General features: G+C 38.6%; 16 protein-coding genes. 7 read left to right on the forward strand and 9 right to left on the reverse strand.

What is annotated here, in order from left to right:
* Nucleotides 1-7: 7 nt before the first annotated feature.
* From ligA to AC1EU2_RS13325, 3 genes are all read right to left on the reverse strand, one after another.
* Complete coding sequence (gene ligA / locus AC1EU2_RS13315; protein WP_480298766.1) at nt 8-2,008, reverse strand: NAD-dependent DNA ligase LigA; 2,001 nt, start codon at nt 2,006-2,008, stop codon at nt 8-10.
* Nucleotides 2,009-2,062: 54 nt separating this feature from the next.
* Nucleotides 2,063-2,965 (reverse strand): cell division protein ZipA, encoded by a 903-nt coding sequence (zipA, locus tag AC1EU2_RS13320; protein ID WP_480298767.1) that lies wholly within the window; start codon nt 2,963-2,965, stop codon nt 2,063-2,065.
* A 72-nt stretch (nt 2,966-3,037) separates the two neighbouring features.
* Nucleotides 3,038-6,445 (reverse strand): chromosome segregation protein SMC, encoded by a 3,408-nt coding sequence (locus AC1EU2_RS13325; RefSeq protein WP_480298768.1) that lies wholly within the window; start codon nt 6,443-6,445, stop codon nt 3,038-3,040.
* Between the two features lie 163 nt (nt 6,446-6,608).
* On the opposite strand from AC1EU2_RS13325, the gene cysZ reads away from it, so the two are divergent.
* The 3 genes from cysZ to cysK all read left to right on the forward strand — a co-directional run bounded on the left by cysZ (nt 6,609) and on the right by cysK (nt 11,098).
* Nucleotides 6,609-7,376 carry a sulfate transporter CysZ gene (gene cysZ, locus AC1EU2_RS13330; RefSeq protein ID WP_480298769.1) on the forward strand — a complete coding sequence of 256 codons (768 nt, stop codon included), beginning with the start codon at nt 6,609-6,611 and terminating at the stop codon, nt 7,374-7,376.
* A 231-nt stretch (nt 7,377-7,607) separates the two neighbouring features.
* A complete protein-coding gene (locus tag AC1EU2_RS13335) occupies nt 7,608-9,935 on the forward strand; it encodes a carbohydrate binding family 9 domain-containing protein (RefSeq protein WP_480298770.1) in 2,328 nt (775 codons plus the stop codon).
* Between the two features lie 194 nt (nt 9,936-10,129).
* Nucleotides 10,130-11,098, forward strand: coding sequence for a cysteine synthase A (gene cysK / locus AC1EU2_RS13340; RefSeq protein WP_480298771.1), 969 nt, complete (start codon nt 10,130-10,132; stop codon nt 11,096-11,098).
* A 97-nt stretch (nt 11,099-11,195) separates the two neighbouring features.
* Here the strand turns inward: cysK and AC1EU2_RS13345 are convergent, their stop codons facing one another.
* From AC1EU2_RS13345 to AC1EU2_RS13360, 4 genes are all read right to left on the reverse strand, one after another.
* Nucleotides 11,196-11,834 carry a hypothetical protein gene (locus AC1EU2_RS13345; RefSeq protein ID WP_480298772.1) on the reverse strand — a complete coding sequence of 213 codons (639 nt, stop codon included), beginning with the start codon at nt 11,832-11,834 and terminating at the stop codon, nt 11,196-11,198.
* Nucleotides 11,835-11,899: 65 nt separating this feature from the next.
* A complete protein-coding gene (locus AC1EU2_RS13350; RefSeq protein WP_480298773.1) occupies nt 11,900-12,541 on the reverse strand; it encodes a hypothetical protein in 642 nt (213 codons plus the stop codon).
* Nucleotides 12,542-12,658: 117 nt separating this feature from the next.
* Entirely contained in the window at nt 12,659-13,342 is a 684-nt protein-coding gene (locus AC1EU2_RS13355) for an MOSC domain-containing protein (RefSeq protein WP_480298774.1), read from the reverse strand.
* Between the two features lie 33 nt (nt 13,343-13,375).
* Nucleotides 13,376-14,029, reverse strand: coding sequence for an NAD(P)H-binding protein (locus tag AC1EU2_RS13360; RefSeq protein WP_480298891.1), 654 nt, complete (start codon nt 14,027-14,029; stop codon nt 13,376-13,378).
* 69 nt (nt 14,030-14,098) lie between these two features.
* On the opposite strand from AC1EU2_RS13360, the gene mfd reads away from it, so the two are divergent.
* Together mfd and AC1EU2_RS13370 are read left to right on the forward strand one after the other, a co-directional pair.
* Nucleotides 14,099-17,581 (forward strand): transcription-repair coupling factor, encoded by a 3,483-nt coding sequence (gene mfd, locus AC1EU2_RS13365; protein WP_480298775.1) that lies wholly within the window; start codon nt 14,099-14,101, stop codon nt 17,579-17,581.
* Entirely contained in the window at nt 17,578-18,669 is a 1,092-nt protein-coding gene (locus AC1EU2_RS13370; RefSeq protein ID WP_480298776.1) for a peptidoglycan binding protein CsiV, read from the forward strand. Before mfd ends, AC1EU2_RS13370 begins: the two co-directional genes overlap by 4 nt.
* Nucleotides 18,670-18,817: 148 nt before the next feature.
* Here AC1EU2_RS13370 and ycfP read toward each other — a convergent pair whose 3' ends face one another.
* On the reverse strand, nt 18,818-19,360 hold the full coding sequence (gene ycfP, locus AC1EU2_RS13375; protein WP_480298777.1) for an alpha/beta hydrolase YcfP: 543 nt from the start codon (nt 19,358-19,360) through the stop codon (nt 18,818-18,820).
* A 168-nt stretch (nt 19,361-19,528) separates the two neighbouring features.
* Here ycfP and AC1EU2_RS13380 point away from each other — a divergent pair, with 168 nt between their 5' ends.
* Both AC1EU2_RS13380 and AC1EU2_RS13385 read left to right on the forward strand, forming a co-directional pair.
* Nucleotides 19,529-20,029, forward strand: a complete 501-nt coding sequence (locus tag AC1EU2_RS13380; protein ID WP_480298778.1) for a 6-pyruvoyl trahydropterin synthase family protein — start codon at nt 19,529-19,531, stop codon at nt 20,027-20,029.
* A 5-nt stretch (nt 20,030-20,034) separates the two neighbouring features.
* Nucleotides 20,035-20,739, forward strand: coding sequence for an SDR family NAD(P)-dependent oxidoreductase (locus AC1EU2_RS13385; RefSeq protein ID WP_480298779.1), 705 nt, complete (start codon nt 20,035-20,037; stop codon nt 20,737-20,739).
* Here the strand turns inward: AC1EU2_RS13385 and nagZ are convergent.
* Nucleotides 20,736-21,743, reverse strand: coding sequence for a beta-N-acetylhexosaminidase (gene nagZ, locus AC1EU2_RS13390; RefSeq protein WP_480298780.1), 1,008 nt, complete (start codon nt 21,741-21,743; stop codon nt 20,736-20,738). The two genes, AC1EU2_RS13385 and nagZ, sit on opposite strands and share 4 nt — an antisense overlap.
* Between the last annotated feature and the right edge of the window lie 472 nt (nt 21,744-22,215).

The following is a 22,215-nucleotide window of genomic DNA, read 5'->3' on the forward strand; positions in this document are numbered from 1 at the left end:
TTCTTGTTTAGTTTATCACTTTCATTAAGGCATTCTCATCGATCACTTTAATGCCTAACTCTTGAGCCTTTACTAACTTAGAACCAGCAGCATCACCAGCTACAACACAATCCGTTTTCTTAGAGACACTGCCAGCAACTTTAGCCCCAAGGTCTTGTAACTTAGCTTTAGCATCTGAACGGCTCAACTGAGTCAAGGTACCAGTTAACACCCAAGTTTGTCCTTTTAAGGTTTGAACTTCTTCAGCCACTTCCTCTATTTTTGACCAATGAATACCAGCTGCAACTAAAGCATCAACGACATCATTGTTATGCTCTTGAGCAAAGAATCGCACAATATGATGTGCCACGATGTTTCCAACGTCTTCAACTTCCATCAATGAATCGATATCAGCGTGTCGAACCTTATCGAGTTGTTTAAAGTGACTGGCTAGATTCGAAGCGGTAGCCTCCCCGACTTCGCGAATACCTAGTGAATATAAAAATTTGGCTAATGTTGTTTGCTTAGCGGCTTGAAGCGCATTTACCAAATTCGTTGCTGACTTCATACCCATGCGATCCAGCATAGTTATTGCTGATGCCGACAATCCGAACAAATCTGCAGGCGTTTTGATGAGTTCTTTATCAATAAGCTGCTCAACCACCTTGTCACCCATACCATCGATATCCATAGCTTTTCGAGATGCAAAATGTTTGATGGCTTCTTTTCGCTGGGCCTCACAGAACAAACCACCTGTACAACGGGCAACAGCTTCACCCTCAACACGTTCGACTTGGCTTTCACAAATTGGACAAGTTAACGGGAATTCAATGTCTTGGGCATCAGCAGGGCGTTTTTCTGTTACCACAGCAGCAACTTGTGGAATAACATCGCCTGCGCGGCGCACGATAACCGTGTCACCGACTTTTACACCTAAACGTTCTATTTCATCAGCATTATGCAATGTTGCGTTAGACACCGTTACACCACCAACAAATATCGGCTTTAAGCGCGCAACGGGCGTTAATGCACCAGTGCGTCCAACTTGGAAGTCTACGCCTTCAAGCAATGTCATTTCTTCTTGTGCTGGAAATTTATAGGCGATTGCCCAACGAGGTGCTTTTGCCACAAATCCAAGTTGATTTTGCTGTGCAATGCTGTTGGTTTTTACTACTACACCATCAATTTCAAACGCAAGATCATCACGAATATCAATGATATTTTTATAGTAGTCTTCAACTAAAGTAACATCGCTACATATTTTAACTTCAGTACTTACTGGTAAGCCCCAAGATTTTAACTGTTGCAGTTGATCATAATGCGTTTCAGCTAATGGCCAATTTATTGGCTCTACAACCCCAAGAGAATAGGCATAGAAATCTAAATTACGCTTAGCAGTAATACGGCTATCTAACTGTCGTAAACTCCCAGCGGCAGCATTTCTAGGATTCACAAAAACTTTATCGCCCGTTGTTTTTGCGGCTTCATTTAAATCATTGAACGCTTTACGCGGCATAAATGCTTCACCACGTACTTCCACAAGCTCAGGAAATTCACCTCTCAAACGAAGCGGAATTGAACGTATAGTTTTAACGTTTTCAGTGATATCCTCGCCGACAGTACCATCACCACGTGTTGCAGCTCTTTCAAGTAAACCGTTTCGATACAGAATGCTCACCGCAAGGCCATCCAGTTTAGGCTCACAGCAATATTCAATCTTGCCTACCTTATCTGAGTTACGCTTATTGAAAGCTTCCATATCTTGCTGTTCAAAAGCATTATCTAAACTCAACATAGGTTTTAAGTGAGTAACTTGCTCGAATTTATCTAGGGGAAAGCCGCCGACTCTCTGAGTCGGTGAGTCAGGCTTAATTAACTCTGGATGCTCCTTTTCCAGCTCTTTTAACTCGTTAATTAGGCGATCATATTCTGCATCAGGGATAGTGGGAGCATCATCAACATAATAATTAATGTTATGTTGATTCAATGTTTCAGTTAATTCTGCAATTTGTTGTTCAGGAGTATTCATATCTAATCTAAAGAATAATAAGGCCGCTGATGCGGCCTTTGGAAAACAGAGTATTTAGGCTTTAATTCGTCTTATATAATCTTGTTTATTTTCATCACCCCAAGGCTGGCGCTGACCATCACAAACAACAGCATTGAGATCATCCGCCATTTGGCATGCTGAATTTAGCATGATGGAGAAATTACGTAACGGTTCTCCATGGCAAGGCAACCGCATAAACATGACAATACCATGACTCGTAAATTGCTCCATATTATCAGGATCAAATGTACCAGGGTTAACCATATCTGCAACAGAGAAAATGACATTTCCAGTACCAGCATTGTCTTCATGTCGATGAAAGATATTCATTTCACCAAACTTAAAATTAAGGCTTAACATACAAGGCAGTAATTCAGCCCCTTTCAGGGTGTCACCCTCTTTTGCCATAACGTGTAGCACTAAAACATCATGGGGATCTGGCAACTCTTCATCAATCTCGGCTTCAGGCTCGACGGTTTCTTCGACAACCGGGTCAGCAATGATTTCTACTTTAGGCTCTTCGAGTTTTACTTCAGGCTCATTAAAAGTTGACTCTTCAAATAAACTTGCTTGAGTAGGTTGCTCAACCTTAGGCTTTGACACTTCAACGTCAACTTCAGGCTCTGTTTCATCAATTACAGGTTCAACTCTTTGAGCTGAAACCTGAGGTGAAACAACCTCAGCCTCAGGGACCTTCTGTGGTTCTGCAGCTGTTTTTTCTGCCTCACTGAATTTTCGAACACGCACTGCACCAATACCATCGGCATCAAATCCTTCTGAATCTCTATGTTTGACTTCAGATCTTTTGATTTCGGGTCGCTTCTGATCTTTGATGGTATTCGACTGATGTCGTCTTATAGACCATACACCGTGGATCAGTACAGCTAAAATTGCTAAGCCACCCACAATTAAGAAAACAAGTTGAAGGTCTTCCATTTGTTACCCTGTTTTATAAATCTTTATTTAACAAAAAGCGTGATACTAGAATTTAATAAATCGCTTTTAAATTTATCCTACATCTGCAAGCGCCACAGCTTCATCGACGTCTACAGCGACAATTCTAGAAACGCCTGGCTCATGCATAGTTACACCAATTAACTGATCAGCCATCTCCATGGTAATCTTATTATGGCTAATATATATAAATTGCACTGTTTGAGACATTTCTTCAAGTAATCGGCAGAAACGTTCAACATTTGCATCATCTAATGGTGCATCTACTTCATCCAGCATACAAAAAGGTGCTGGATTCAATCTAAAAATTGCAAACACCAATGATAATGCGGTTAGCGCCTTTTCTCCACCAGAAAGTAAATGAATTGTACTATTCTTTTTACCTGGCGGTCTTGCCATAATGGTAATACCTGTTTCTAAAAGGTCATCATCTGTGAGTTCTAAGTATGCACTACCACCACCAAAAACTTTAGGAAACAACACTTGAAGATCATTATTTACCTTTTCATAAGTCTCTTTAAAACGGCTCCGTGTTTCTCTATCAATTTTACGAATAGCAGACTCAAGACTTTCTAAAGCCGCTGTTAAATCATCGTTTTGCTTATCAAGATAGTCTTTGCGATCTTTTTGCTGTTCAAACTCTTCAATCGCAGTTAAATTGATGGCACCAAGACGAGCAATTCGTTGTTTAACTTTTTCAAGTTCATCATGCCAGCTATTTATATCAGCATTTGAAGGCATTTCAACCGCAACTGAATGAATATCGACTTTTTCTTCTTTTAATAGCCCTAATTGACTGTTTATTTGGCCTTTAATACCTTCACGAGTTATCTTTAGCTCACCAATTTGCTTCACTACATTTTCTTGCTGGCTAACAAATTGTTTCTGTTGATGAGTTAAATCATTTACTTGAGCTTGTATATGAGTCTGTAGCTGCCTTATCACAGTCAACTCACTTTGCTGCTCACTATGAAGTTGAACCTGCTTTTTTAATTCTCGCTCGAGTGCTCGAGGAGAAAGAACTCCATTCCCTGCATCTTTCGACTCTATTGAATTTTGTAACTCTCGTAATTTAAGATTGCATTCATCAATTCGATTTTTAGTTTGGATAATTTGTTGTTCACAAACAGCAAGCTGTGTATTTATCGTTTGATTTTGTGTGACACCAGTATTGAGCTTTTGTTGTAACCCATTGAGCGTTACTTTGACTTGTTGAACCTGATCTTGCTTGTGCTTCATCAATTGCTCGGTAGCGATGAGTAAACTTGCGAGTTTTTCAATTGAGACTTCTATTCGATGCTGTTTTTCTTGCTCAACTTCATCAGTAAGTTGTACTTCGGCTATCTGTTTTTTTATTTGATCTATTTGTTGTGCAATTTCTTTCTTTCGTAAGTTATCTTTTTGCTGTTGCTCTGATATCGCAGCAATGGAAGATAACAAACTGCTTCGTTTAAGCTCAACCTGTTGCAACTCTTGATTCAGATTTAATAATTCATCGTTTGTTTCATTTTTGCGTTCAAGCAAGTCAGTTAATCGTTGGTTAATGTGTAAAATAAGAGCCTTAGAATCTGTAAGCTGATCAGATAACTCTAACTTTTCAGATTGAAGGCTTAGCTGGGATGATTCTGTGTTTTGCTTTTCAAGGATAAAGCCGTCACCGACAATGTAACCATCTTGGGTTAAATACATCATCTGGTTATGACTTTTCACTGCGTCTAAAGCTTGTGTTTTAGTTTCGACAAACTCAACATTGCTGAACCAAGGAGCTAAATTGACTTTAGAAGATGTAATTACTGCATTCTTGAATTCAGCTTTCTGATCAACAAAACCTATTTCGTCGGTACTCGTTGTATCCAAATATTCATGATTAAGAATATTCCCGAGCAGTAATTCAACTGGTTTTTCCCAACCTTTGTTTACGTTTATCACTTTCCAAATCGGAGATTCACTCTGTTGGTGATCGCTCAGCCATTCTTCAATAATGTTTATTCGGCTGGATTTCTCTGTAATCGCTGTTTCAACTGTCTTTTGTTCTTCTGTAATCGATAAAACTTGTTGCTCTAACTCAATGAAATTACGTTTAGTTTTATCTTGCTTCTGCTCTAATTGCGTAATTTTTTGATGAGCTGCTTGTAATTCATTCTGCTTTTCAGCGATATCAACCTGTTCTTGAGTGAGAGAGTCTTGCTGTTGATTAAGTCGCTGCAACTGTTGCTCTAAATGTGAAATATTTTGCTGTTTATGTGTTTGTTGAGATTGATGAAGCTGAAGTTGAAGCTTTAATTCTGAAAGTTGCTGACGCTGGGTACGCTCGGAATCAGACGAAAGAGTATATTCATTCTGGACGTCTTCTAGGCTTAGCTTAGATTCTTCAAACTGCTCTTGAATTACTTCAAGAGTAGTTTGAGAGTTGATGAGTTCTGAACGTAACTGCGTACTCTTTTCCAGCAGTATTTTTAAATCACACTCAAGCTCTAACTTTTGTTGCTCATCTTTTTCAAGCTGCTCTAACAGCTTCTTATCAAGTTGTTTTTGATGAGTACTTTGTTGCTCAAGTCTTGCTATTTCAGTACCTGTTTTATAAAAAGCTTCTACTTGATTCTGCTCTTTAGCATTGAGCTCACTTAATTCTATCGAAAGCTTGGTATGCTTTCCTTTCACTGACTCAATCTCAGCATTAACCTTTTCAAGTTCAACATCTAAACGATTAATTTTAACGGTAGTTTGATCAACTTGAGTTGTGTGTTCTTGATACTTTAAAACTAACAGTTCAGCATGCAGTCTTCTTTCTATTTTTTTTTGTTCACGATACTTAAGCGCAGATTTTGATTGAGATTCTAACTTTTTGAGTTGAGTCTCAAGTTCATTACGAATATCGAATAAACGTTCTAAATTTTCACGAGTGTGACGGATGCGATTTTCAGTATCTCGGCGACGCTCTTTGTAGCGAGATATGCCCGCAGCTTCTTCAATAAAAACTCGTAAGTCTTGAGGCTTAGATTCAATAAGGCGAGAAATCATGCCTTGTTCGATAATGGCGTAACTTCTTGGTCCAAGGCCTGTACCCATAAACAAGTCTGTAATGTCTTTTCTACGACACTTCTGTCCATTCAAAAAATAGAATGAATCGCCCTCACGGCTGACTTGGCGTTTTACCGATATTTCTTGATAACTGGAGTACTGCCCAGCGAGGCGTCCATCTTGATTATCAAAACTGAGCTCAACGCTTGCAACAGATACGGGTTTACGAGCATTAGAGCCACTAAAAATCACATCTGTCATGGCTCCACCTCGTAAATGCTTGGCACTACTTTCACCAAGCACCCAACGAACAGCATCGATCACGTTCGACTTGCCACAACCATTAGGCCCGACAATACCGGTAAGCGCTTTTTCAAACGGGATTTTTGTTGAATCAACAAACGACTTAAATCCAGCCAGCTTTATTTGTTTTAATTTCATTTATGGGCTGTAACGGTTTATTTTTTTATGGAATATCATTGATACTCTAGCAAAGCACGCAGCATTTTGTAACGTTTTTTACATCTTTCAGATTGCACTTTACTTGTTATTTTAAAGCAAGTTATTCACAATCAAACTATTGTTGATTTTAGGTATTTTGATAATGAATCAAAAAAGCACCAATAAAAGTGGCGTGAATTATTTTCTTGAAGGTTTTAGCCTGATTAAAAGACCAGGTTTGAGAAGCTTTGTGTTTATTCCATTGACCATTAATATCTTACTCTTCGCCGTGGCTTTCTATTTTGCTTTTGGCAGAATAGAACAACTCTTTGATTGGTTAAATGGTCAGCTTCCCGATTTTCTATCTTGGTTGCACTTTTTATTATGGCCAATTGCTATTGTCTCGTTGTTAATTACCATGTCATTTATTTTCAGCTCAGTGATGAATTGGTTGGCAGCCCCTTTTAATGGTTTACTTGCAGAAAAGGTCGAACAAGCACTGACTGGAAAGCCACTGAACACTGGTGGCACCATGGACTTAATCAAGGATTTGCCAAGAATCTTGGGTCGTGAATGGCAGAAGCTAAAATATTACCTCCCGAAAGCCATATTATGTTTATTGTTATTCATCATTCCTGGAGTTGGACAAACCGTTGCTCCAATCGTTTGGTTTATTTTTACCGCTTGGATGATGGCTATACAATATTGTGATTATCCTTTTGACAATCACAGAGTGAAATTTGAGGATATGAAGTTTGCACTTAAAAATACTAAAGGTACTTCATATACCTTTGGAGCAACAGTATCACTCTTTTCAATGATACCAATTGTGAACTTTATTGTGATGCCTGTTGCTATTTGTGGTGCAACTGCAATGTGGGTTGATAAATATCGTCCAGCTTATCGCAATACGGTGATTGCGCCTGAGTAATAAACTCGTCATAAATCAGTAGGTGCTTCTTTCCTATTACTGGAGTTCGGAATAGCACCTTTTAGCTTCAACATTTCAGTCATGTCAAGTTAGCATTATTTTAAATTATTCGAAAACCCCTCTCTTTGAAACATCTTGTAATACTTATTCACAATTAGTTTTCCACATACCATTGTTTTTCTGACAAAATACGCAAAAAAATTACAATTAATAAGAACAGGTAGTTCAGGTTTGAAAAAAACTCTTTCGCTATTTACCGCTTTCTATTCAAGCTTTTTTTCTTCAGTTACTCTCGCTGGAGCTTCCCAACAAAACATTCAAATTCCTACATTAACTCAGGCTGCAAACATTGATGGTGTTATTGACGAACCTCAGTGGAAAAACGCTGCTGAAGTGACTCTAAATTTTGAGACTCGCCCAAGAGAAAATATTGAAGCTCCCGTAACCACTAAAGCAAAAATTTATGCAACGAAAGAATCAATCTTTGTTGCATTTAAGGCTTTTGATCCAAACCCTGAACAAATACGAGCAAACCTTAGAGACAGAGATAGCTCATGGGGAGATGATACTGTTGGTATTCGCTTCGATACCTATAATGACTCTAAACTTGCTTATAACTTTTTCGTAAATGCCTATGGTGCCCAAGCAGACAGTATTGAGAATGAATTAACAGGTCAGGAAAGTGACGCTTGGGATGGCATCTGGTACAGCGCCGGTAAAAAAACAGATAATGGTTTCCATGTAGAAATGGAACTGCCTATTTCTATGTTTGCATTTGATGACTCTCTCGATATGCAAACATGGGGAATCGACTTTATTCGTTATTATCCTCGCAGCGAAGTCGTTCGAATCGCTAATAATAAAATTGATCGAAACAATAACTGTAACCTTTGCCAAATTGGTACTGCCACAGGTTTATCTGGCGTAACTCAAGGCAGCGGAATTCAAATTACGCCATCGTTGGTTGCCTCAAGGCAATCAGAAAGAGACTTGAATCCCAACACACCATGGACTAATGAAACAGAAGTTGAGCCAGGTTTAGATTTTCGTTGGTCAATTACGCCTTCAACATTATTAAATGCAACAATAAATCCTGACTTCTCTCAAGTTGAAGCCGATGCGGGACAACTGGATGTAAACACGACTTTTGCACTTTATTTTCCTGAAAAACGCCCATTTTTCTTGGATAATAAAGACTACTTTGATACCCAACGCAACCTTTTGCATACAAGAAACATTGCTGCACCAGATTACGGCGTAAAGGTCACCAGTAAAGTCGATGAACATACTTCTGCATTGCTGATTACTCAGGATTCTGAAACCAACTTTTTAATACCTGGAAACCTCGGGTCTAAAATCGCAAGTCTTGATGATAAAAGCACGAACATTGCGGCTCGATACCGCTACGATGCTACTGAAAAGCTGGCCATTGGCACTCTTATTACGGCTAAACAATCTGAGGGCTACCATAACTATTTAGTAAGCGGTGATTTAAAATACCAACCAACCAATCAAGACACTTTTAGAATTCAAGCTGCGCTATCTCAAACTGAATACCCTGAGTTTTTGCGAGATAACATTGACTGTGACATTAGAGATTGTGAGTCATATTTACGTACAAATATTAATGACGACTTTACAGGTAACTACTACCGTTTGAATTACTCACACGATACACGCAATTGGAATGCCTTTACTACCTACGAATCGTATTCTGACGATTTTAGAGCAGATTTAGGCTTCATTGATAGGGTTGATTTTAATAAATTTGTCACTGGTGGTGGCTACAGCTGGTTCTATGACCAAGGCTTCTTTAATGAAATCAGAGTATCTGGTGATTGGGACATCACACATAATGACAAAAACGAGCTTTTAGAGAAAGAAGCTCAAGCCGAAATTAGATTTTGGGGTAAGTATCAAAGCTTCGTTCGTTTTATGGTTTTCGACCGCAGTCGAGTGGGCTTAAGACAAACTGGCGGTAACATTGATCAAATTAAACAAAATGCTCGGTTATCAATTGATGATGATACAACCTTATTTGAAGAAACCTTTTATCTTTTTGATTTAGAGTTTGATCCTATTTCAAACCTTTCTCTCGAAGTAAATGTAAATTATGGTGATGAAATCGATTTCACCAACAATCAACTTGGTAAAAATTTACGAATTCAGCCTTCATTAGAATGGGACATCCTAGATAATTTATCAATGGAACTGACTCATAACTACAAGCGTTTAAATGTAGAACAAGGTCGCCTATTCACAGCTAATTTAACGGACTTAAGGCTAAATTGGCAATTCAGCGTAAAAAGTTTCATCCGCTTTTCTAGCGTATATAGAGATATTGATAGAAATCTAGGAAACTATAAAGCGGAATTCAGACCAAGTAATAAAAATACTCAACGCATCAGTAATGAAGTGTTGTACGGATATAAGCTTAATCCATTAAGTGTTTTTTATCTGGGTTATTCAGATAGTAGTAGAGCCAATGATCAAATTGATTCTTTGACACCGAATGAGCGTAGAATATTTATGAAAGTAAGCTATGCATTCGTAATTTAAACTACGCATAACACAAATTAATCTAGAATATAAAAAGAGCATTACATGCTCTTTTTATATTTCACATGTATAACTAAAGACAAACATAAAGCCACCCACTTATAACTAAACGAAATATAGAAGATAAAACTATCATTTTCCTTTAATACTGTTATCACTATGATTTACCTAGAAATCACAGGAGTTAGATAACCATGAGTAAAATTTTCGAAGATAATTCACTGACAATTGGACGTAGTCCGTTAGTTCGTTTAAACAGAATCGGTAATGGCAAGATTTTAGCAAAAATTGAATCTCGCAATCCAAGCTTCAGTGTAAAGTGCCGTATCGGTGCAAACATGATCTGGGCTGCTGAAAAAAACGGAAATCTTACCAAAGATAAAGAATTGATTGAGCCTACTTCTGGTAACACTGGTATCGCACTAGCCTATGTTGCAGCAGCTCGTGGTTATAAGTTAACGCTAACGATGCCTAACAGCATGAGCTTAGAGCGTAGGAAACTACTGAAAGCTTTAGGTGCCAACTTAGTATTAACTGAAGGGCCTAAGGGAATGAAAGGTGCGATTGATAAAGCCGAAGAAATTCGTCAATCAAACCCTGAAAAATATGTTCTGCTTCAGCAGTTTGATAATCCTGCTAATCCTGAGATTCATGAAAAAACAACAGGACCAGAGATCTGGGAAGACACTGACGGCGAAATAGACGTCTTTGTTGCAGGTGTCGGTACTGGAGGCACAATCACAGGTGTCAGCCGCTATATCAAAAACACCCAAGGCAAAGCGATTACTTCAGTCGCTGTAGAACCTATTGACTCTCCAGTCATAGCTCAAGTACTTGCTGGTGAAGACATTAAGCCGGGCCCTCACAAAATTCAAGGTATTGGTGCAGGCTTTATTCCTGGTAACTTAGACCTTTCTGTTGTGGATCGTGTTGAAGCGGTTAGCAATGAAGATTCAATTGAGATGGCACATAAGTTAATGACTGATGAAGGTATTCTTGCGGGTATTTCATCTGGTGCCGCTGTGGTTGTCGCTGAACGCCTGTCTCAACTAGATGAATTTAAAGATAAGACTATCGTTGTCGTTCTCCCATCTGCAGCTGAACGTTATCTTTCTTCAGCTCTGTTTCAAGACAAGTTTTCTGATCTAGAAAATGTTCAGTAACCGTCTCTGATAAAATGAAAAAGCCCAGTCTAACTGGGCTTTTTCATGCTTATTGAAACATCATGGATTATTTTAATAACGGTAAAAATCTCAATTGTTATTTATAGAACTTCTTCAATGGCTGAGAATACTGCGCTAACAAACCTTGCTCGTAGTTGAATGCAAAGTTCATTTCAACCCTCTTCACGATTTTAGCCTGAGAATAAAATTGAACTGTTAGGTCGACAAGTTGTTGGTAGGCTGTTTCATTCGACTGAATAAACTGGCTAATTGATCCCAGATTGGCTGCGATTAACGCCTTATCGATAGCTTCAAGTTGATTCAAAGTATATTGTTCAAAAATAGCCGTTGCTACAGCTTTACGCCCAAGGGTGTCAGATGAAGAATCGGTCGGTAAGTGATAGTAGCTTTGCTGAGAAACTGGAATTTGCAATAAATTAAAGCCAATGGAATTGGAATTCGCTGTATCATTCAACTCATCAGCTACTCGTTTAACTTCTGATAAGTCGAAATTCGTGCTTAAATCTCGACTCATGTCGTCAGTAAGTTCTTGCAAGTAAATAACCTGATGAATAAAGTCACCATGGACATGTTTCATCTTTATCTGCGACATTGATGCTTTAATTCTATCGACATCAAATTTCAAGCTATCGGAAGAATCATTTATTCTGGCTGCATGAACAAGGCAAGGCATTAATGCCATTGCCGTAACGAGTAACTTGAAGCGTTTGAGCATCAGTATTATTACCTATTAGAAAATACTTCACTCCATCTAGAAAGTTTACTTAACCTGAGTTCAGGTTATTTATAAAATTTCTTTAGAGAGCTCGAATAATGAGCCAATATATATCGCTCATATTTAAAACCAAGGTTCATACTTATTTGTCTTAATTTACTCGAATGCTGATACACTTGAGTGGTTAAACTATCGAGCTGCTGATAAGCGATTTTATTTTCTGAAATAAATTTACTCAAACTGCCTAAATTTGCAGATTGAAGTTTATCATTTAATGTTTCTATTTTGCTCTCGATATATTGTTCATATATTGCAGTCCCAACGGCTTTACGTCCCAATATTTCAGCGCTTGAATCAAGTGGCGACTTATAATAAACCAACTGTTCATAGGGGATTTGATACATGACTTCACCAGTAGAACCGCCGGCTCCTAGGTTATTCAAATCTGCGGCAATATCTTTCACATCAGATAAATTAATGTTTTGAGAAATGTCTTTTGTCATCTCAGTAACAAGCTCTTCAAGATAGATTTCTTGACGGATATAATCTTTTTGGACATTTGACATAGTAATAACAGAGATAGAACCCTGTAAACGATGATAATCAAACATCAAACTGTCTTGGTTGTTACTGATTGTAATAGCACTAGCACTATGGATTTGAGCAAGCAGAAGTAAAGTAATACTCGAAATAATGTATTTACGCATAGTCTTAACCACTTAAAAATTTGTTTTATTTTAAATGGTTAAATAATAACCAACAAATATAATACCTAATAACAAATACTTAATAGCTATATAGCATTTGTTATTAATGCCATTAAGCTAAGCGTGATTAAACAATCTGAAATTCCAATTTTCTAATTCATTCGTAGCTAATCTTTTATGAACGGTTTTCATCCACGATTGAGCGAGTTTTTGTTGTTCAGCTAAAGCTTGCAGCCCAGATTTGTCTAGTGGATTCCCAAAAAAGTACTCACTCGCTTTAGCCACTGTCATAGCATTCGCTTCTCGATGAATGAGCACGAGCGACTGCTTACAATCAACCGTACCTTCTTTTATCACTCTATAGAGCCATCCGCACCGACTATTTTGTTGCATGGTTTTTGAAAACTCTTCAACATCCCATTTTTTACTGAGTTTAAAACAGGGAGACCGAGGTTGACTCACCTCAATCACAGCTTCACCCCATTGGTATTGATCGCCAATACAAACATTATGCTCGTTCATCCCAACGGAACTGATATTCTCTCCCATTCCAGGAGCAAACCATTCTTGTTGCTGAGGGAAAGTTTTACGCCAAAAATCGTAATGCTCAACTGGGTATTGATGGAGCGCCCGATCCATCCCACCGTGATGCTTTTTATCAGCGACATCATCCAGTTCCAGCCCGGTAAATCTGAGTTGTTGAGGCCCTTCCAAACGAGATTTAAACATCGCTGTTTCAAAGTTTTCAAACGACTTAATTCGACCGGCATAAATGGCAAGAATTTGATAGGTAGGTTTCATGGTTTTTTACTCTTATCCCTAAGTTTCTCTATATTATAAAACTTCAGGAAAAACTTCATCTAACTTGAATACTTCTTTACCCGCCTCTGTCGACAAGCTCACTTGCAACATTCTCTCAGCCACTTCTTCACCTTTAATTGGCCTATAGGGTTTCAGTAACGGAAAATATTTTAACACTGGCATAAGATAAGAACCGATCGCTTCCCCAAGTCGAAAGTGATCTCGTTCCCCTAAAAGCAACGAGGGTTGAAAAATACTTACTCTTGGAAAGTTTAATCCCAGAACCAATTCTTCAAGCTCGCCTTTCATTTGAAAATAAGGGTTATTACTTTTTGAATTGGCGCCACTTGAAGACACCAGTAAATAATGTTGCACCTCATTATTAGCCGCTAATTGAGCAACTTTCAATTGATAATCTACATCGACAACACGTTGTGCTTCGTAAGAGCCAGCTTGCTTTTTAGTCGTTCCTAAACATGAAAATAAAACATCTCCAGTAAGGAGATTAGCAAAGTCGTCTAAACATTCGAAATTGACCACTTCATTAAATACATTCTCAAAAACATATGCTACAGGACGACGCGTAATAGCGATTACTTTAGAATACTCTTCGTGGTTTGCTAACTGCGCCACTAAATTACGACCAACTAATCCAGTAGCCCCAACTACAACGGCTGTTTTCATTATTATTCAACTTACTAATTGTTTTATTATACAATACTGCCAATTTTACAAATGATGAAGTAATTAACGTTTATGCCTGTTTTTTCTGTTTTTAAACCACCTGTTTTAGATACGAATAAAACCAATAAAACTCAATACATAAATACTCAAACTCAATTGGTGCAGGCATTAACGCTAAAACAAATTGCAGAGAAGCATAAAGGCACGACGGTTATCGTAACCAACGACACCCCTACCGCACTCAATTTAGACGCTGAACTTAACTATCTGCTCGCCAATTCTGAGCATTCGGTCGCTCTATTTCCTGATAGAGAAACATTGCCTTACGACAATTTCTCACCGCACCAAGATCTTGTCGCACAACGGCTAGAAACACTTCATCATTTAACAGAGAAAAAAAGCAACGTTATCATTGTTCCAATCAGCACATTATTGGTAAAACTGCCACCTCAAAAGTTCATCACGGACAATGTACTGATTTTGAATAAAGGTGATAAATACCATTTAGATTCTGTGAGAAAAACGCTTACTGATACAGGCTATCATGCCGTTGAGCAAGTTTATGAACACGGTGAATTTGCCGTTCGTGGCTCAATCATTGATATCTACCCTACTGGGTCTAAAAAGCCGCTTAGAATCGAGCTATTCGATGATGAAGTTGAGACAATTCGATATTTTGATCCAGAGACTCAACGTTCGGAAACGGAAATAGAATCCGTCCGCATGTTACCGGCCAAAGAGTTTCCAACAGATGATGCTTCAATAGAAACCTTCAGAAAAAACTATCGCACCCGATTTGAGAAAGCCAGTAATGCTCCAGAGTCGATTTACCAACAAGTCAGTAAAAAAGTCATGCCTGCTGGTATTGAAAATTACCTGCCATTGTTTTTCGAGCAATGTGAAACTTTATTTGATTACCTCAATGAAGATAGCCAACTGCTCACCATCGGTGATATTGAGTCTGCCACCAAAAAGTACCTTCTTGATGTAGAACAACGCTTTGAAAATCGTAATGTTGATATACACCGTCCACTGCTCAAGCCATCAGAACTCTATTTACTGACAGAACAAGTTTTTTCTGCGTTTAAGCCAATGCCACAGTATCAATTTGATGCGGAAACCAAATCAACCAAATACCAAAAAGCAGAAGTACAGAAACTTCCGAACGTTGCAGCGAATCACAAACTCAAACAACCTTTAGGCAATCTGCATAAGTTTCTAGATTCATCAGATCGCACTTTATTCATTGCTGAATCTGAAGGACGACGCGAAGCGTTAATTGAGCTTCTACAACAAATTGATGTAAAACCTAATCGCTTTGAACACTTAAGTGACTATCTTTCAGCAACGGATTCCGTTGGTATCATTGTTGCGCCTTTAAGTCATGGCGCAATCATAAAAGATGGCAAAAAAGACATTGCTATTATCTGCGAGACTGAACTTTTTGGTCATAAAATCAGCCAAAAACGCCGCCATGACAAACAAAAGCAAATCAGCAGTGAAACGCTCATAAAAAACCTTGCTGAGCTGAAAGTTGGACAACCTGTCGTTCATTTAGAGCATGGTGTAGGTTTATACAAGGGTTTAGAAACCCTTGATACAGGTGGGATAATTGCAGAGTACTTGATGCTAGAGTACGCCTCAGGTGACAAATTATACGTACCTGTTGGTTCATTACATTTTATTAGCCGATATAGCGGCGGTAATGAAGAGAACATATCACTGAATAAATTGGGCAATGAAACTTGGGCAAAAGCAAAGAAGAAGGCTATTGAACGTATTCGTGACGTTGCTGCTGAATTGCTTGATGTTTATGCTCATAGACAAGCCCGTCCAGGTGATGCTCGCAAACTGTGTTATCAAGAGTATGCTCAGTTTGCTCAAGGCTTTCCATTTGAAGAAACTGTCGATCAGGAAACCTCAATTAATGCTGTAGTCACAGATATGTGTTCTCCAATTTCGATGGACCGACTTGTATGCGGAGATGTAGGCTTCGGTAAGACTGAAGTGGCTATGCGTGCCGTTTTTGTTGCAGTTAACGACGGTAAACAAGTGGTAGTGTTAGTGCCAACTACTCTGCTGGCGCAACAACATTACGAGAACTTTAAAGACCGATTTGCTGATTGGCCTTTCAGAATAGAGGTGTTATCGCGCTTTAAAACGCCTAAACAACAGCAACAAATACTGGACGATCTCGCTGACGGTAAAGTTGACGTCGTAATCGGTACTCATAAACTGCTCAATGCTGACGCTCAATTTGAGCAATTAGGTCTACTTGTCATTGATGAAGAACATCGTTTTGGTGTACGCCAAAAAGAAAAAATAAAATCATTAAGAGCTAATGTTGATATTCTTACGCTCACGGCAACGCCCATTCCTCGAACTTTAAATATGGCCATGTCTGGAATGCGTGATTTATCCATCATTGCAACACCACCAGCTAAGCGACTGTCTGTAAAAACATTCGTAAGAGAATATGACGAAGCAACAGTAAAAGAAGCTGTTCAACGTGAGATTTTGCGAGGTGGTCAGGTTTACTTTTTACATAATAGTGTAGAAACCATAGAGAAGTGTGCAGCAGATATTCAATCATTAGTACCTGAAGCCAGAGTAGTAACTGCTCACGGACAAATGAGAGAACGAGATCTAGAAAAAGTTATGTCTGACTTCTACCATCAGCGCTTTAACGTTCTAGTTTGTACCACCATTATTGAAACTGGTATTGATGTCCCTACAGCCAATACCATTATTATCGATAGAGCTGATAAATTCGGACTAGCACAATTACACCAACTTCGAGGTCGTGTCGGCCGTTCACATCATCAAGCTTATGCCTATATGATGACGCCACATCATAAACGGCTTACCAAAGACGCAAAGAAACGCCTCGAAGCAATAGAGGCGCTGGAAGACTTAGGTGCAGGATTTTTACTTGCGACTCAAGATTTAGAAATTCGTGGCGCTGGTGAATTATTAGGTGATGAACAAAGTGGTCATATTACTAAAATTGGTTTCACGCTTTACATGGAGTTGCTAGAGTCTGCAGTTGAAAGTCTAAAACAAGGTAAAGAGCCATCGCTTGAACATGTTGTGAACAAGCATTGTGAGATGGATTTACGCATTCCAGCCCTACTTCCAGAAGATTATATTGCCGACGTAAATATGCGTTTATCGCTTTATAAACGCATTGCTAATTGCGAAAGCGAAAAAGCCATTGATGAGATGAAAGTTGAGCTGATTGACCGTTTTGGTTTACTCCCTGCACCAGCGAAGAACCTAATGGATGTGACGTTACTGAAGCGCAAAGCCAGTCGTATTGGCGCCAGTAAAATCGATATTCATTCGAAAGGCGGCAGTATTGAATTTGCAGAGAATCACAGCGTAAACCCCGAATTTATCATCGGCTTATTGCAATCACAGCCACAAATCTATCGAATGGACGGGCCAAATAAGTTAAGATTCTCTTTACCTGCTGAATCGAGCGATGACAGACTCAATTTAGTCAAACTGATTTTGAAACAGCTTTCCGAAAATAGATTGGGAGTGAGTAAGTGATACGTGCCACCAGCCTAGCTTTAGTTGCACTTTTAGCGACTTTTTCAGCTCGTGCAGTCGATCCAGGCCATTGGTTCGAGGTTGAAGTATACATTTTCAAAAGAGACACAGTGCCTCAAAACACCAGTTTTGAGGGTAAAAAGTCTCAAGAGCAATGGACTGAAAAAGTAAAGCCCGTTGCTTTAAGAGGAAACGTCGATTTAATCAGCCCAATAGCCCTGATAGAGCATATTTTACGTCCTGCAGTGAGCTGTATGCATGATGATCCTATAGCCCAACTTCACGACCTTTCTCGCTCATTGATGAATGATTGTGTCGATCACGATCCCATCATTCAAAAACGTTACCCTCAAGTTGTTCCGTTTAATATTGGTGAGCCTGAGGCAATTACAGCTTACAAAGGTAACGGAGCAACTCTATTAGCCAACTCACAAAGTCAGTTTGAAAGCATCATCAAGAAAATTCAAAGGCAGCGTGGTGTTCATAATCTATTACATATGACTTGGCAACAACCAATGCTTTCAAGAAGGAATGCTAGAGCCGTTCACTTATTTGCTGGTCAAGATTATGAAAAACAATTTCAGCCAGACGGATTCCCTGTCAAAGTGGATACTCTTGAAGAACATAATTCAAATGAAAATACTCAACTTCATCCGAATACTCCTTCTGACGTAATCTCTGAAAGCGATACAACACAAACAAGCTCTGATAATGAATCTTTAGCTGAAACACCTCCTAAACAAAATCCTGTCTGGGAATTGGACGGTAAATTAAATATTTACCTGCAGCATTATTTATACATTCAAGCTGATTTACGTTTGCGTAAGCAAGGCTTACTTGAACATACATCAAGTGAAGAAGAGCTTAATGCTACAAAGGCGCCTGTGGAACATGTAAAACAAGCTCAGCATTTCCTATTCTCCATTCCTATGATTCAGAACCGACGAGTAAGAAGTGGAGAAATTCATTATTTTGATCATCCTCAAATGGGAATGTTTATTCAAATCAGGAAAATGAAGCAACCTGAAGAAAAGCCAACCGAGCATGAAATAGAAGATTCGCTAACAGGTATTGAAAATACTCAATAGATATTGGTACGTCTATCAATACCTTTAGCCTTCAGATCTAGGTCGTATTGCCCTAGAGGCCGTATATGGTCTCTAGCGATATAATCGAGAAGTTGCTATCCAGCAGACGGCCAAAGCTGAACGTTAATAGACCGATACTTATGCTCAGTTATTTACTCACCTTAAATGCTTTAATAGTTTGTAGGTGAGAACCAAGGGATGCAAATTTATGCCTTTGCTTCTCATCCCATACAACTTCGTAATAACTCCCTAGTTCTTTCGCTGTCATTTCGTTATCCAATACCTCATCATTACGAGACAAAATACATAACGAATTCTCAGCATTTTTTCTTCTAAACTCATGTACACATTTACTGGCTATGTCTGAGTACTCTTCTGGTCGGTCAATTTTTCCAACCATATTAATTTGTGGGTTTAGATTAGGGTTAATTAACACTGACTTTAAACCACTTAAAAAGCCGATGCGTTCAGCCCAATAGCCACCGAGTCCAACTCCGACGATTATCGGATCAGCGTCTTCTGAAAGTCTTCTATGCTTTGCGACTTCATTCAAGATGAATTGCATGTCATGTCTAGGATGAAGTGTGCTGTAACTGATTAATCGCACATCGTCGTCAATAAATTGAAGTTGCAACATTTTTTCATGATTGCCAGGGCTGGTTGCATCAAAGCCGTGAAAGTACAGGATCATAAACAGGTAACTCGATTACTGTTGAATGTCTCGCAATTTAGCAAATTATTTGATTTAACAATATGAGCTACATCAAAAATTCATTCCCAGAGGAAAGATCCTTAATTTCTTTGATGCTCTTGTGTTTTTTTTCTATGATTAGGTTATAAAATAAACACAAAGGCTCATATGGATATTTCGGCGAAGCGCTTTACGCGGATAAAACTGTTTAAAGAATATCTAAAATTTTCAGCTGCACACTTCACTCTCTTCTCAGCGACTGAAAGAGAAAGAATTCACGGTCACAACTTTGCAGTTCAAGTTGAGCTTGAGTTGGGCGTGGGACAAGAAGGTATTTCTACCAGTTATCGATATTTTAAAGACACAACCCGAGAGCTATGTGAATCTTTGGACGAGTACGTGTTATTACCAAAGTTATCACCACATCTCCAAATAAATAGAAATACGAAACAGTATGTCGTCACCTTCAATAATGAAGTTTTATATTTCCCTATCATTGATACTCAGCTTTTACCCATTCGAAATACGACCGTAGAAGAGTTTTCTTATTACTTATTAGAAAAACTGATCTCAGAAATTGAACCAAAACATTTCGATATTACGTATATTGAGGTAACAGTATCTTCCGGTGCGGGCCAATCGGGCTCAACAACTTGGACAAAGGAATAAACATAATGAATAAGGCACTAGTCATTACAGGGGGAAGTCGAGGAATAGGTAAAGCGACTTGCCAACTATTTCAAAATCAAGGTTTTAAGATTATCAACATATCCAGAAGCAGTATAGAACTTCCAAATGCTATCCAGTTTTTCATTGATTTAGCGAATCCAAATTCAATTATGCAGCAAAAAGATCTGTTAATATCTGAGCTAGAAGGTGTGGAGCAAGTCGTCCTTGTTCATTGTGCAGCATCTCATACCAAGGACTCGTTGGAAACGGTTGAACATCAAAAGTTCACTGAAAGTTTAGCCATTAATATCATCTCTCCTTCTATTCTTTCACAAGTGTTAGTGCCTATTATGTCGGCAGGCTCTTCAATCATTTATTTAGGGTCAACATTAAGCGAAAAAGCGGTGAGTAACGCTTTTTCTTACACAACAGCAAAACACGGTGTCATAGGTATGATGCGTGCAACGTGTCAAGATTTAGCAGGTAAAGGCATTCACACAGTTTGTATCTGCCCAGGGTTTACGGATACTGAAATGTTTAGGCATCATATTGAAAATAATCCAAACACATTATTTGCTGTAACTCAGAAAGTGACGTTCAAGCGTTTGATTGCACCCAAAGAAATCGCTGAAACAATACATTTTTGTGCCACTAACCCAGTAGTTAATGGCACCGTTTTTCATGCTAACTTAGGACAAATTGAATCTTAATTAAGTTTGTTGGCAATTTGGTTTGCGTTGAGCCAACGCTGTTCATTTTCTAAAGCTGTCTGAGCAACTTTAAAGTCAGCTTTTAATTCAACTGCAGAATATTTAGGCTTATTGGTTGGCCATTGATATTCTTCAAGTAATGTCTCAACAGCATCCGGATTATTACACACCAAAATCATATCGCATCCCGCTTTTAAGGCGGCATCAGCACGTTGAATAAAGTCACCAGCAAAGCTTGCGCCTTCCATTCCTAGGTCATCTGAAAAGATCACCCCGTCAAAACCTAACTCTTTCCTTAATATTTGCTGCTGCCAATACTCAGAAAAACCCGCAGGTTTTGGATCTACTTGGGTATAGATAACATGAGCCGGCATAATGCCTTGAAGTTTAGAGGCTGAGATTAACGACTTAAATGGTAAAATATCCTTATTAAAAATATCTTCTTTAGAACGTTCATCCTTAGGGATTGCAAGGTGAGAGTCCGCTTTAACACTGCCATGTCCAGGAAAATGTTTCCCAACCGCCGCCATGCCTGCATCTCTCATTCCATTAATGAACTCACTCGCTAACTCAATAATTTCACTCGGCTTAGAGCTAAACCCACGTTTACCTATTACTTCACTGACATCGTCAATATCGAGTACTGGGGCGAAGCTTAAATCAATATCACACGCAAGCAGTTCAATCGCCATTAAAAATCCAAGTTCTTTAGCTCGGCTTTTTGCCAGTTCGATATCCCCGTTTGAAGCAGGAAGAATATCGCCCATAGCAGGAATATGTGTAAAACCATCACGGAAACGTTGGACACGTCCCCCTTCATGGTCTACTGCAATCAAGATTTCAGCCTTAACCTCACGAATTGACCTAACAAGGTCTATTAATTGAATTTTAGACTCAAAATTTCGGGTGAAAAGAATCAGTCCACCTACCATCGGATGCTGAATTTGCACTCTCTCTTTCTGAGATAAAGTCACGCCTTCAAGATCCATCATCAAAAAGCTCAAAGTTGGCTCCAGTCGATAAAATTTCAGTAATTAAGGCATATCAAACTATCGAATGCAATGACTCTAAAAGTCCTTAAGTGAAAAAGATTAATATAGGCGAGTACATATAAATACATGCAATTTGCTGAGCGTTCGAGCTTTTTTATCACAGGGCACTTTAATACTCATAATCCGGACTGTCTGAATATCAATATATTTACCGACTCAAAAGAGGTCATCACGCACTGAACCAGAATAAAAGTACTTAAGCCATTTATTTGAAAACTAGAAAATTTACAGTTCAAAAACAACGTCATTAGAAATTCTAATGTTAAAAATTGTGATCTTTGTGTGATACTAGCACTCATAAATATGATAAATGACATAAAGCAATTGCTTAGAGTTCGTTTTAGGTTGCACGTTTAGTCACTTTTGTTCGTACCTCATCCAATAAAGTGAATAAACCATTAATTAAGCCCAAAACCGTTTTAAA

It is taken from the genome of Parashewanella sp. 2304DJ23-3, assembly GCF_056591695.1.